Consider the following 12,672-nt stretch of genomic DNA (forward strand, 5'->3'; position numbering starts at 1 on the left):
AACGCACGAGAGGCACGCAATGACCCACGCATCCGCATCCGCATCCGCATCCCCATCCGCATCAGCCCCCGTTCCTGAATCCTCCGCTCAGCCCCTCCTGCAGGTCGAGAACCTGTCGGTCGCGTACGGCAGCAGCGAGGTCGTCTCCGGCGTCAGCTTCACCCTGAACCGTGGTGAGAGCCTCGCGCTCATCGGCGAGTCCGGGTCCGGCAAGTCCACGATCGCCCGCGCGATCCTGCGCCTCCTGCCGGAGGGCGGTCGGGCGGCGGGGAGCATCCGCTTCGAGGGGAAGGACGTGCTCGCCCACTCGCCGCGCCAGTTCCGCCCCCTGCGCGGAACTCGCATCGGCTTCGTGCCGCAGGACCCGGCGAACGCCCTCAACCCGGTGCGCACCATCGGCTCCCAGGCGCACGAGGCGGCCGACCTCGTCGACGGCCTCTCCCGCGATGAGCAGCGGGAGCTCATCTTCGCGACGTTCGAGCGGGTCGGCCTGCCTGACCCGAAGCGGGTGTACGAGTCGTACCCTCACCAGCTCTCCGGTGGCATGCTGCAGCGTGTGCTCATCGGCCTCGCCGTGCTGCCGAGCCCCGAGCTGCTCATCGCGGACGAGCCGACGAGCGCGCTCGACGTGACGATCCAGAAGCGCATCCTCGGGGTGCTCAGCGAGCTGCAGAGCGACCTCGGTATCGGGCTGGTGCTCATCACGCACGACCTCGCAATCGCCGCCGAGCGCACACAGAAGATCGTCGTCCTCAAGGGCGGCGAGGTGCAGGAGGCCGGCGCGACCGAGCAGGTGTTCACCGAGTCGACCTCGCCGTACACGGTTCGTCTGCGGCAGGATGCCCCCGCCCTGAATCCCGACCGCTACGGTTCACTGCTGCAGCGCGACAGCCGTGGCGCCGCGACCCAGCAGGTCGCGGTCACGGGCGTGTCGAAGAGCTTCTCGGTCGGCGAGCGACGGGTCGTGGCGTTGGACGACGTGTCGTTCACGGTGAGGGCAGGCACGACGCACGCGCTCGTGGGGGAGTCCGGCTCGGGCAAGACGACGGCCGTCCGCATCCTGCTCGGCCTCGAGGAGGCGGACGCCGGCGAGGTCAGGGTCGGCGACGAGCGAGTCGACGGCAGCTCTCCCAGGCAGCTCCGCGAGATCCGCCGCCACCTGCAGCTCGTCTACCAGAACCCGTTCACCTCCCTTGACCCGACGTGGCGTGTGGAGCGCATCGTGCGCGAGCCGCTCGACCGCTACAAGGTCGGTGACAAGCGGGAGCGCGCCGAGAAGGCTCGGGCTGCCCTCGCGTCCGTCGGCCTGGGCGCGGAGTTCCTGTCCCGGAAGCCGTCAGCCCTTTCCGGCGGCCAGCGCCAGCGTGTTGCCATCGCGCGCGCCCTCGTGCTCCGGCCAGACGTGCTCGTGCTCGACGAGCCGACCTCCGCCCTCGATGTGACCGTGCAGGCGGAGATCTTCGAGGTGCTGTTCCAGCTGCAGGCTGAGCTGGGGCTCACCTACCTGTTCGTCTCCCACGATCTCGCGCTCGTCCGCCAGGTCGCAGACACGGTGTCGGTGCTCCAGGGCGGCAAGGTCGTCGAGTCCGGACGGGTTGCCGAGGTGCTCGCGCATCCCGAGCAGCCCTACACGCGGGCCCTCATCGATGCCATCCCCACGCCCCGGTACGGGCATGCGGCGCCGGCAGCGGATGCGAACGCGACGCCTGCCGTGCAGGTCCCGGCGCTCGTCTGAGCGACCCGCACCTCCGAACTTCCACCTGAACCGATCGAGGCCGAGCGCCTCGTGCGAGAGAGAACGACGACACCATGACAAGCACCGCCAGCACGCAGACCCTTCCGCAGAGCACGCCGCAGACCTCCCCGCCGACCTGGACGTCGACGGAGCTCGCGCGCGCCTTCAACGCGCCGAAGGGCTTCGGCGACGCGACCCTGCGCGACCGGCACCCCGACTCGATCGAGCTGCTCGGCGGCATCCCCGACCCGTCGGTGCTCCCCTCCGCCGAGCTCGCCGAGGCGACCGCGCGGGTCCTGTCCGTGCCGGGCGTGCCGGCGCTGCAGTACGGGCGAACCGAGGGGGTGCCCGCGTTGCGGGAATGGATCGCCGCACGTGAGGGCGTGCCGGTATCGCGCGTGCTCATCACGAACGGCGGGTTCCACGGCATCTCCCTCGCCGTGCAGCTCGTGGTCGAGCGCGGCGGCCTCGTCGCGGTCGACAACCCGATCTTCCCGCTGTTTCTGCGCGGCCTCGAACTCTCCGACGCGCGGATCCTGCCGATCACAGTCGGCCGCGACGGCTTCGACGTCGCCGAGCTGGAGGCCCATCTGGTCGCTGGCGCACGTCCGGCGGCCGTCTACACGGTGCCCGACTTCCACAACCCCTCGCAGCACAGCCTGACCCTCGAGGGGCGCCGTGAGCTCGTGCGCCTCGCAGAGCGGTACAACTTCATCCTGCTGGCCGACAACCCGTACCGTGAGCTGCGCTTCCGCGGCGACGAGCTCGACTTCGAGATCTTCAACAGCTCCTCGCACGTGATCCACATCAACACGTTCACGAAGACGCTCGGCCCCGGCCTGCGCCTCGGCTGGATCGTGCTGCCGGAGCGCCTTGTCCCCGACTTCGTGTCGCTGCGCGCGCGTCAGGACTCGCATTCCTCGCAGCTCGTCCAGCATGCGGTCGCCGAGCTGCTCGGGACGACGCCCACGTTCTTCGACGACACGCTCGCGTCGGCACGCGAGCTGTACCGGGAACGGGCGGATGCGCTCTCCGCCGCGCTCGAGGCCCACGCACCCGGGGCGTTCGAGATCGACGCGCCCGATGGCGGCCTGTTCCTGTGGCCGCGGCTCGTCGACGACGCGATCGACGCGGACAGGCTCGCCGAGGATGCGAGCGCTGCGGGCATCGGCTACCAGCGCGGCTCGTTCTTCCCGTCCGGGCCTGGCACCGACGCGCCACGCCGCCTGAGACTCGCCTACGGAGACACCCCCATCGAGCGCCTGCAGGAGGCCGCCGCGCGCCTCGGCCGCGCACTCGAGAAGCAATAAGCGGACTCGTGCCAAAATATTCGGGTGGCTTCTCCGCAACGATACCGGCGTCGGGGCAGGGGTGCGGCTGAGTTCGCCGAGCTCAGCGGCTACCGCGTCAAGGGTGCGCCGGCCGAGTTCGCGGTCGACGTCACGGCAATCGACCTCGGCGATGTCGCCATGTGGCGGCTGCACCTCACGCCTGTGCAGGCCACGATCGCGGACGTCCTGCCTGGGGAGCTCGAGACGGTGCAGGTGCTCTCCACCGTCTCGGGGACGATGACCGTCAGGATCGCAGGAATCTCCCACGAGCTGACGCCGGGCTCGTACCTCCTCTTCGACCCGCGGCGGCCGCACGATGTGTCGAGCGCGGATGAGACCACCTCGTTCCTCTACTCGGTCCGGCGCTCCGCAGTCGAGCCGATCATCCGCGAGTTCCCCCTCAGGGTCGATGCCGATCCTGTCTACAGTCGCGCCCTGCGCGCGCTCGTCACGAGCATCCTGGACTCCGAGAGGGACTACTCCGGGCCGGGCGCGGGAAACCTGCGCATCGCGATCGAGTCGGCGCTGCTCGCGAGCATCGCCGAGGCGGTGGGGCGTTTCCGGGCGACCACGAGCGAGGGCGGCGACCGGTTCCTGGTGCTCATCGAGGGGGCCAGGCAGATCATCGCGGGAGAGTTCGCCGACCGGTCTCTCTCGGCGACCACCCTCGCGCAGCGCCTCAGCGTCTCGCGTTCCCTGCTGCACAGGGCGTTCGAGAGCGTCGGCATGACGCCAGCGGTGGAGCTGCGCAACGCTCGGGCGAGGCACGCCGGGCATCTCCTGGCCTCGGGTGATTCGCCAGCGCAGCGCAGGGCGGCGGCCAAGGCGTCTGGGTTCGCATCGGTGACATCGATGCTCGCGGCGATCGAGGCGCTCGGCCGAGACTGACGGCGAAGCGGCCTGTTCTGTCGCCAGAATCGTCGATTCCGTCGCCGGACCGACCGGAAGGTCGACGCCTGAGCATAGAGTCGCGAGGTCGAACGCTCGTGTGCCCCCAGGCGACGTAGCGCGACCACGGACGCGAATCGCTCAGATGCGGTACGCCCACACCCAGCACTCCGCAGCACCTCACTCCCATGCGGTGCTCGCTCGTGTGCCCAATTTTCGGAACCCAGAAAGTCGCGCAATGAACACCTCCCCCGAGTCCAGCAACGTCGCCGCAACCCCCACGACGACCACCCGCCGCACCCTGCTCACCGCAGCCGCCTGGTCTGCGCCGGTCGTGGCCACAGCCATCGCGGCTCCCCTCTCCGCCGCCTCCACGCTGTGCGTCGACCCCGACGTCGGCATCAACTGGGGACTCGCGACCGTCACGGGCACCGCGGCAACCCTCGGCGCATCCTCGACCCTCGACCGCACGGCCGTGTTCCGCCCGCAGAACTCGACCCGCCCCACGACGCCCAACATCAGCGCCACGGTGCGGCACACCTTCAGCGGCAACATGCGGGCAGAGACGAACGACGGCACCGTCTCGGCGCAGAACGTCGGCGGCATCGGCCAGCGCGGCTACCAGATCAACCAGTTCAACGGCGCGAACGCCCTGACGCAGCCGTCTGCCAACGACTTCCAGACCGTCGTCTTCACCTTCGCCGAGGACCTCTACAACGTGCGGTTCTCCATCACCGACATCGATCGGCTCTGGCGAGCGGGGAACGGCCTCACTCGCGACTTCCTCGACGGTGTAGTCCTCGAGTCCGCGGCACCGAGGACGTTCTCGATCCCGAGCGGCTCCACGGTCACGGGTGCCGGGACCGCCGCGAGCCCCTGGTTCAACTCGGTCGACGGCAACAAGAACGAGGACGCCCCCGGTGGCCAGGTCGACGTCGTCTTCGCCGGCCCCGTGCGCTCGTTCACGGTGCGCTACTTCAACCTCGGGTACACGCTGGGAACCACGAACAACACGGTGAACACCGACAACGACCAGACGATCTTCGTCACCGGTCTGCGGGTCGAGCGCCGGGCCGCCTGCTAGCTCGCGTCTGGCACTCCCGAGGAGGGTGGGGCTGAGCCGTCGGTCGTCTCACCCTCGGGGGTCGGGGCGGCCTGCGGTTCGCGTCCGCTCGTCGAGAGGCGCGCGAGATGGATCTCGAGGTAGCAGACCTCAGCCTCGCTGAGCTCGCCGCCCTGGGCTTCGATGATGCCGCGCACGCGGTCGCTCGTCGCGACGATCTCGGGGTATGAGTCGCGGATGGCCGTGAACAGCTGCGGGGGAGCACTGCTCAGCTGGGTCCGGGTCGTCATCCGCGCGTAGAGGTACCGGAGATGGGTGACGAAGCGGGCCACGTTCGTGGGGTCGGCAGTCGCATCCGCCCCGAGCGTCTCCGTGACGACGTCGACCACGCTCTGCAGCGTCTTCGTCATGGCGACGGTCTGCGAAGTGTCGGACTTCGCGAACTGCGCGTTCACGAAGTGCATGGCGAACGCGGTGGCCTCGTCGGCGTCGATAGACGAATCGACACCGAGCTCCTCGTTCGCGAAGCGAACCGTCGCGTGGCCGAGCTCCGTCTCGCGCGGGTACAGCTGGGCGATCTCCCACTTCAGCGGGAAATCGACGCGGAGCCCCGTCTGCGCGCGGACGACCGCGAAGTGAAGGTGATCAGCGACGGAGAGCAGGAGCGCCTGGCTCGGCCGGACGTCTCCGACCGTCTCGGCGTGGTCGACTGCGCGGCGTGCGACTCGGAAGACCTCGAGAGGGATCTCGCGCGCGAAGTCCGCGAGCTGACGGAGCTCGAGTGCCGTCGACGGGGAGAAGGACTCGGTCGCTGCCCCCAGGTCCACGGCGTCTCCGAGGCGCTTGCCGAAGCCGATGCCGCGCCCGAGCAGGATGACGCGGTCTCCCGCGGAGTCGACCATGACGGCGTTGTTGTTCAACACCCGCAGTAGGGTCCCTGTCTGCGTCTTCGTCATCGGGTTTCCCCTCCTTCTCCTGAGCCGCGGCGCGCGGATAGGTGCGCCGCACTGATCTGCGCGCACATGAAGACTACGTCCGCTTGGACGCATCCCGGGTGGGTCTCCTGGGGGCCCCGAAGCGCGGAGCCCCCAGGAGCCGCCTCAGATTCCGGTGCCGTTGGCGCTGATGACGCCCGCGTACCAGTCGAACGACTTCTTCTTCGAACGCTCCATAGTGCCGTTGCCGGCGTTGTCGCGGTCGACGTAGATCATCCCGTAGCGCTTCTTCATCTCGCCGGTCGTGAACGAGACGACATCGATGATGCCCCACGGCGTGTAGCCCATGAGGTCGACGCCGTCTTCGGAGACGGCCAGCTCGACCTGCTCGATGTGCGCTTTCAGGTACTCGATGCGCGCGTCGTCGTCGATGGAGCCATCTTCGTTCACGACGTCGATCGCGCCGAAGCCGTTCTCGACGATGAAGAGCGGCAGCTCGTAGCGTTCCGTGAGCACGTTGAGGGCGTAGCGCAGGCCGACCGGGTCGATCTGCCACCCCCAGTCGCTTGCCGTGACGTAGGGGTTCGGGACCGAGTTCGCGAGGCCGCCGTTGAAGATTTTCTCGTCGTTCTGCACGTCGGCCTTCGCGACGGTCGACATGTAGTAGCTGAAGCCGAGGTAGTCGACCGTGCCTGCCGCGAGGATCTCCGCGTCGCCGTCCTGCCAGCCGATGTCGTAGCCCTCACGTTCACGCTCGCGCACGGCGTAGGCCGGGTAGTGGCCACGCACGTGCACGTCGGGGAACAGGAAGCGGTCGCGGCTGGAGATCTGCGCCTCGAGCACGTCGGCCGGGTTGCAGGAATATGGGTAGATCGGCACGTGCGAGATCATGCCGCCGATCTGCAGCTTCGGGTCGACGTCGTGGCCGGCCTTCACAGCGAGGGCCGAGGCGAGGAGCTCGTTGTGCGCGACCTGCAGCACGACCTCGCGCGGGTCGTCCTCCGGGGTGAGGAGGACACCCGAGTTGGTCCACAGGAACAGCTCGTTGCGGGTATCGAGCTGGTTGTTGATCTCATTGAAGGTCATCCAGTACTTGACCTTCGTCGCGTAGCGCTCGAAGCAGACCTTCGCGAAGCGCTCGAAGAACCCCACGAGCGCACGGTTGCGGAACCCGCCGTACTCGCGGGCGAGGTGCAGGGGCACCTCGAAGTGCGAGAGCGTGACGACCGGCTCGATGCCATGCTTCAGCAGCTCGTCGAAGAGGTCGTCGTAGAACGCCAGGCCGGCCTCGTTCGGCTCGAGCTCGTCGCCGTTGGGGAAGATGCGGGTCCACTGGATGGACGTGCGGAAGCACTTGAGACCCATCTCGGCCAGCAGCGCGATGTCCTCACGGTAACGGTGGTAGTGGTCGATGGCCTCGTGGTTCGGGTAGAACTCGCCAGCCTCGACGGAGTCGGTGATGCGGCGGGGTACGCCGTGCTCGCCGGCGGTGAGGACGTCGACGACGCTCGGTCCCTTGCCGTCTGCATCCCACCCACCCTCGAGCTGGTGTGCTGCGACGGCGCCGCCCCAGAGGAAGTCGTTCGGGAGTCTGCTCATGGTCATGAGTTCCTTTCTCGTCTGTGGTCGTGTCAGTTGCTGGCGGCGGACGCGGATGCGGTTGCGACGGCGACGGCGAGCTGGTCGCCGGCGGCGACCGCTCCCGCACCGGTCGCGACGACCTCGTCGTAGCTGCCGGAGTTGGTGATGAGGACGGGCGTGATGAGGGAGTATCCCTCGGCCTTGATGGCGACGGCGTCGAACTCGAGGAGCAGGTCACCCTGCTTCACCTCGGCGCCCTCGGCGACGTGCGCCGTGAAGTGCTGGCCGTTCAGCTGGACGGTGTCGATGCCGACGTGGATGAGCACCTCGACTCCCTCGGTGGAGATGAGGCCGATCGCGTGCTTCGAGGGGAAGACCGAGACGACCTTGCCCTCGAACGGTGCGAAGACCTGATGCCCGGCCGGGTCGATGGCCGCCCCCGACCCCATGACGCCAGCGGAGAAGACCTCGTCTGGCACCTCGGCGAGGGTCAGCACCTGCCCTTCGAGTGGGCTGGCGACGACGCGCGTGCTGGATGCTGCCGCGAGGGCAGCTTCGAAACGAGCGTTCTGCTCTGGGTCGGTGGGGCGGGCCTGGTCGAGGTCGTCGGTGGGGAGGTTCTCGGCCACGACGTCCTTGAAGCCGATGAAGTAGACGAGTGCTGCAGCGCCGAAGAACGCCACCGCGCATCCGACGATCATGCCGATGATGGAGTTGGGGTTGTCGGGGCTGACCGAGTTGACGATGGTCAGCATGCCCGGGAGGCCCGCGTAGGCGTAGTAGCGCGAGCCGAAGAACGAGATGGTGATCGCGCCGATGGCGCCTGCGATGCAGGCGAGGAGGAACGGGCGCTTGAGGCGAAGCGTGACGCCGTAGATCGCGGGCTCGGTGATGCCGAAGATGCCGGTGACGGCTGCGGAGCCGGAGACGCCGCGCATCTCCTTGTTGCGGGTCTTGAGGAACACGCCGAAGGCGGCACCGACCTGCGCGATGACGGCCGCGGTCTGGAACGCCTGGAAGGAGTCTTGCCCGAAGCGGTCGAAGTTGTCGAGCACGAACGGCGTGACACCCCAGTGGACGCCGAAGATGACAGCGACCTGCCAGAAGGCGCCGATGAGCCCGGCAGCGACCGCCGGGGCGATCTCGACGAGCCAGTTGTAGCCGTTGGCGACGCCCGATGCGCCGGCCGCGGAGAGCGGGCCGATGACGAGGAGCACGAGCGGCACCATGACGACGGCCGAGATGAGCGGCACGAGGAGGGCCTGCGCGACGCCGCGGAGGTACTTGTTGAGGAAGCGCTCGAGGTAGGAGAGCACCCAGACGAGGATCAGCGGGGGCAGCACGGACGACGAGTACGTCGTCGAGTTGAGGGCGATGCCGAGGAAGTCGATGGTCTCGCCGCCCTCGATGCGGCCCGCGAGGGCAGCCCAGTCGGGGTTCATGATCGCGGCGGCGCAGAGCACCGCGATGTAGGTGTTGACCTTGAAGTGCTTCGACGCGGTGATGGCGATGAAGATGGGGAGGAACGCGAACGGCGTCCAGGAGATGAACGTGAGCACCAGGTCGGTGCCAGTGCCCTCGAAGGCCGGCCAGATCATGCGCGTGATGATGAGCGAGCCCTGCAGGAGGCCCGCCGAGGCGAGGATGTACACGAACGGGGCGAAGACGGCCGACATGGTCGCAATGACGCGGTTCAGGATGGACGGCTTGTGTGCCGTCGAGGCTGGCGTGGTGTTGGAGATCTTGGCGTTCGACATGAGTGCCTCGTGCACCTCGCCGACGTGCGACCCGATGACGACCTGGAACTGGCCACCGGCCTCGACGACCGTGATGACGCCGGGGAGGGCGGCGACCTTGTCCTTGGCACCCGCAGGGGTGTCGTTCAGGACCAGGCGGAGCCTCGTCGCGCAGTGCGACGCCGACTGGATGTTCTTCTCGCCGCCGACGAGATCGACGATCTCGCCTGCCAGCCTGGGATAGTTGCGGACTGCTTCAGCCATGGCATTCTCCATTGATGCTTGGGATGGGGACGTTCCCGAGCGGAGAGCCTGACGACATGACGGTGCAAGAACAGATAGCGAGGTCCACGCCCTGCGGAGCAGCAATGCTCGCAGTGCGTTGCGTCAGCTCCACTCGGGAGCTGTGACGTGGGTTCTTGCCTCGCTGAGTAACAGGCCCGCAGTCGCCTCGAACTCTAACCGCATCCCCGCCGATTCGGCAAGTGCGGGTCAGTTGCTCCAAGCCGCCGCTTCGAGCTGCTGGCCCAGGCCGTGGCGTGGAGGGGCAGTGCCGGCCCATTTCGGGGCGTTTTCGCCCTGAAGCTACTGCTCCGCGCTCGCGGCAGAGCCTGCGCGGGTCAGGCCGCGCTCGTCGAGCAGGCGGCGAGCCAGCACCGTCGAGCCGGCGACGGCGGCAGGCATCGTGAAGACGGCCCCGCCGGGCACCATGAAGCAGAGCTGCGTCGCAACGCCGAAGCCGAGCAGCTGCGCCCGGTTCCCGCGGATGACGGAGGCGCGCTGCTCCCCGAGCAGTCGGCGCGCATCCAGCGCCCTGCCGGTGAGCTCCCGCGACAGGACCGTCCCGTTGAGCGTGACGCCCACGACCGCCGCGGCGACCGAGCCGATGAGCGGGATGACGCCCACGATGGCGACGACGATGGCCGCGAGGATGCCCATGCCGACGAGCCACAGGCTGCCTCTGGCGGCCGCGAGGAGCCCGAGTCCCTCGCCCGGGTTCTCGTCGCCGAGGTCGCGCTCGACGGACAGCCAGATGCGCTCGTAGAACGGATCGCCGACGGTCAGCGTGATGGCGGTGAACGTCGTGATCGACAGGAAGACGCCACCCGCGACGATGAGGGTCATGAAGCCGATGCGCAGGATGTTGCGCCACACCTCGTCCCACGCCGCCGCCCAGGGGGTGGCCCACTCGACGAGGTCGTCGACGAAGAACAGGAGCGTGACGAGGGCGGCGCCCACGAGCAGGAAGACGATGAGCGCCGGGATGAGCCCGAGCAGCATCAGATGCGGCTTCTTCTTCCAGTACCCGAAGCCCTGGAAGAGCGCGCTGACGCCTGAGAAGAACTGCCCGATCATGCCACCGAGACTACTGAGGCGCGGCAGGGAAGCGGATGCGTGCATCCGTTCCCCCGCCGCGCCTCAGGAGGTGTGCGGTTCGAGCGAGGAGGACCTAGAGCGTGATGAGGCCGTTGGTCTTCGTCGTTGCGGCGTCGTAGCGCTGCTGCACGTTCTCCCAGTTCGCGATGTTCCAGAACGCCTTGATGTAGTCGGCGCGAACGTTGCGGTAATCGAGGTAGTAGGCGTGCTCCCAGACGTCGAGCATGAGCAGCGGGACGAGCCCGAACGGCACGTTGCCCTGCTGGTCGAAGAGCTGGAAGATCGCGAGCTGCTCGCCGAGCACGTCGTAGGCGAGGACTGCCCATCCGGAGCCCTGCACGCCGAGCGCCACTGCCGTGAACTGCGCGACGAACGCGTCGAAGGAGCCGAACTGCTCGTCGATCGCCGTGGCGAGCGAGCCAGTTGCCTGGCCGCCGCCGTTGGGGGAGAGGTTGGTCCAGAAGATGGAGTGGTTGACGTGGCCGCCGAGGTTGAACGCGAGGTCCTTCTCGAGCTTGTTCACGTTGGCGAGGTTGCCGCTCTCGCGGGCCTCGGCGAGCTGCTCGAGCGCCGTGTTCGCGCCCTTCACGTAGGTGGCGTGGTGCTTCGAGTGGTGCAGCTCCATGATCTCGCCGCTGATGCTCGGGGCGAGGGCGGAGTAGTCGTAGGCCAGGTCGGGAAGGGTGTATGCGGTCATGGTGTGACCCTCTTTCTGTCGTGTTCTTCGGTATCGGTGAGTTCGGATGGTGTGAGGGGCGTTCGAATCGCGGATTCGGTCGCGGGGTGGGGCCGGGTTCAGCCGCCGGTTCAGTCGTCGAACGTGGCGGCGTCGAGGCGGCCGAAGCGGCGGTTCTGGTACATGAGCGGCGGGACGGTGCTGCCGTGCAGGACCTCGAGGACCTCGGCGAGCACGATGGTCGAGCCGCCGACCTTGACGGTGCTGGCGATGCGGCAGCGGAGCGTCTCCCGAGCCTCGGGGAGGAAGGGCTCTCCAGTGGGGAAGTGGTCCCAGCCCTGTTCCGGGGTGAAACGGGGGGCGCCGCTGCGGGCGAAGTCGAGGGCGATCTGCTCCTGCTCGTGGCTGAGGAGGTTCACGGTGACGTCGCCAGCTTCGAGGAGTCCCCCGGCGCTGCCGGTTGCCCGCGTCACGGAGAACGAGAGCGTGGCCGGGTCGACGGCCACGGAGCTCACGCTCGACGCGGTGAGGCCGACGGGGCCGTTCGCGGTCTGGGCCGCGATGATGGCGACGGCTGCGGGGTGCTCCCTGAAGGCGGCCTTGAACTCTCCGGCCAGCGCTGCTTGGGCCAACGCCGCTGGGACTGGTGCCTCGGGGGCGGGTTCTGTCATCGAGTGGGCTCTCTGCCTGTTCTGGAGGACGGTGATCGGAGTTGCGTGTGCGTTTCCTCTTCGAGGCTAGAACCTAAAGTAAGGTTGAAGTCAATTCGAACGGTGGGATTTCACTGTGAGCGAGACACGCAAGGACACAGAGGCGCTCGATCTGGCCCAGGGGCAGCCGCACATCTCCGACGAGCTGCTCACGGTGAGCGACATGGTGCGTCGGACGGGCGTCGCCGCATCCGCGCTGCGCTTCTACGAGGAGCTCGAGCTCATCGCCGCGGTTCGCACTGCCGGCAACCAGCGTCGGTACGCCCGCCACATGATTCGGCGGGTCTCACTCATCTCGGTCGCGAAGCGCCTCGGTATCCCCCTGTCTGACGTGCAGGATGCGTTTGCCGACCTGCCGCGCGACGCGACGCCCAGCCAGGAGGACTGGCAGCGCGCTTCGCGGCGGTGGAAGCGGACGCTCGAGGAGCGGCGGCGCGGTATCGAGCGCCTCGAGCACGAGCTCATGGGATGCATCGGCTGCGGCTGCCTGTCGATGAAGGCCTGCGGCCTCCTCAACCCCGACGATGCCCTCGCCGGCGGAGGAGCCGGCCCTCGCCGCCTCAACTGAGCGCCGACCGCGCCCGCGCGTAGCCCGTGCGCCCCTCGCGCCCACCTGCCCGCCTCTGCCGCGCCTCGCGTC

The 12,672-nt window shown here is 68.3% G+C and carries 11 protein-coding genes; 5 read left to right on the plus strand and 6 right to left on the minus strand.

What is annotated here, in order from left to right:
- Window positions 1-19 precede the first annotated feature (19 nt).
- The 4 genes from GV007_RS12825 to GV007_RS12840 all read left to right on the plus strand — a co-directional run bounded on the left by GV007_RS12825 (window position 20) and on the right by GV007_RS12840 (window position 5,038).
- A complete protein-coding gene (locus tag GV007_RS12825; protein WP_160073104.1) occupies window positions 20-1,735 on the plus strand; it encodes a dipeptide ABC transporter ATP-binding protein in 1,716 nt (571 codons plus the stop codon).
- 74 nt (window positions 1,736-1,809) lie between these two features.
- The gene (locus GV007_RS12830; RefSeq protein WP_160073106.1) at window positions 1,810-3,045 is read left to right on the plus strand and encodes an aminotransferase-like domain-containing protein; all 1,236 of its coding nucleotides are present in this window, start codon (window positions 1,810-1,812) and stop codon (window positions 3,043-3,045) included.
- A gap of 24 nt (window positions 3,046-3,069) precedes the next feature.
- Window positions 3,070-3,954: an AraC family transcriptional regulator gene (locus GV007_RS12835; RefSeq protein ID WP_160073108.1), complete on the plus strand. Its 885-nt coding sequence runs from the start codon at window positions 3,070-3,072 to the stop codon at window positions 3,952-3,954.
- Window positions 3,955-4,192: 238 nt separating this feature from the next.
- Entirely contained in the window at window positions 4,193-5,038 is an 846-nt protein-coding gene (locus GV007_RS12840; protein WP_160073110.1) for a hypothetical protein, read from the plus strand.
- Here GV007_RS12840 and GV007_RS12845 read toward each other — a convergent pair.
- The 6 genes from GV007_RS12845 to GV007_RS12870 form a co-directional block, all read right to left on the minus strand.
- Window positions 5,035-5,973: a PRD domain-containing protein gene (locus GV007_RS12845; protein ID WP_160073112.1), complete on the minus strand. Its 939-nt coding sequence runs from the start codon at window positions 5,971-5,973 to the stop codon at window positions 5,035-5,037. The genes GV007_RS12840 and GV007_RS12845 overlap by 4 nt on opposite strands.
- A 144-nt stretch (window positions 5,974-6,117) precedes the next feature.
- Window positions 6,118-7,551, minus strand: coding sequence for a 6-phospho-beta-glucosidase (locus tag GV007_RS12850; RefSeq protein WP_160073114.1), 1,434 nt, complete (start codon window positions 7,549-7,551; stop codon window positions 6,118-6,120).
- A 32-nt stretch (window positions 7,552-7,583) separates the two neighbouring features.
- A complete protein-coding gene (locus GV007_RS12855) occupies window positions 7,584-9,533 on the minus strand; it encodes a beta-glucoside-specific PTS transporter subunit IIABC (protein ID WP_160073116.1) in 1,950 nt (649 codons plus the stop codon).
- Between the two features lie 321 nt (window positions 9,534-9,854).
- The gene (locus tag GV007_RS12860; protein ID WP_160073118.1) at window positions 9,855-10,625 is read right to left on the minus strand and encodes an EI24 domain-containing protein; all 771 of its coding nucleotides are present in this window, start codon (window positions 10,623-10,625) and stop codon (window positions 9,855-9,857) included.
- Between the two features lie 94 nt (window positions 10,626-10,719).
- Entirely contained in the window at window positions 10,720-11,343 is a 624-nt protein-coding gene (locus GV007_RS12865; RefSeq protein WP_104332644.1) for a superoxide dismutase, read from the minus strand.
- Window positions 11,344-11,453: 110 nt separating this feature from the next.
- Window positions 11,454-11,993, minus strand: coding sequence for a flavin reductase family protein (locus GV007_RS12870; RefSeq protein WP_160073120.1), 540 nt, complete (start codon window positions 11,991-11,993; stop codon window positions 11,454-11,456).
- 115 nt (window positions 11,994-12,108) lie between these two features.
- Between GV007_RS12870 and soxR the strand changes: the two genes are divergently transcribed.
- Window positions 12,109-12,600: a redox-sensitive transcriptional activator SoxR gene (gene soxR / locus GV007_RS12875; protein WP_442960380.1), complete on the plus strand. Its 492-nt coding sequence runs from the start codon at window positions 12,109-12,111 to the stop codon at window positions 12,598-12,600.
- Window positions 12,601-12,672: the final 72 nt, after the last annotated feature.

Origin of the sequence: Pseudoclavibacter sp. 8L (genome assembly GCF_902506465.1) — a bacterium.
Classification (GTDB): domain Bacteria; phylum Actinomycetota; class Actinomycetes; order Actinomycetales; family Microbacteriaceae; genus Pseudoclavibacter.

Coding starts and splice junctions, on each gene's coding strand:
- GV007_RS12865 (WP_104332644.1), bottom strand. CDS start 11,343: ATGACCGCATACACCCTTCCCGACCTGGCCTACGACTACTCCGCCCTC.
- GV007_RS12840 (WP_160073110.1), top strand. CDS start 4,193: ATGAACACCTCCCCCGAGTCCAGCAACGTCGCCGCAACCCCCACGACG.
- GV007_RS12845 (WP_160073112.1), bottom strand. CDS start 5,973: ATGACGAAGACGCAGACAGGGACCCTACTGCGGGTGTTGAACAACAAC.
- GV007_RS12855 (WP_160073116.1), bottom strand. CDS start 9,533: ATGGCTGAAGCAGTCCGCAACTATCCCAGGCTGGCAGGCGAGATCGTC.
- GV007_RS12850 (WP_160073114.1), bottom strand. CDS start 7,551: ATGAGCAGACTCCCGAACGACTTCCTCTGGGGCGGCGCCGTCGCAGCA.
- GV007_RS12870 (WP_160073120.1), bottom strand. CDS start 11,993: ATGACAGAACCCGCCCCCGAGGCACCAGTCCCAGCGGCGTTGGCCCAA.
- GV007_RS12830 (WP_160073106.1), top strand. CDS start 1,810: ATGACAAGCACCGCCAGCACGCAGACCCTTCCGCAGAGCACGCCGCAG.
- GV007_RS12860 (WP_160073118.1), bottom strand. CDS start 10,625: ATGATCGGGCAGTTCTTCTCAGGCGTCAGCGCGCTCTTCCAGGGCTTC.
- GV007_RS12825 (WP_160073104.1), top strand. CDS start 20: ATGACCCACGCATCCGCATCCGCATCCGCATCCCCATCCGCATCAGCC.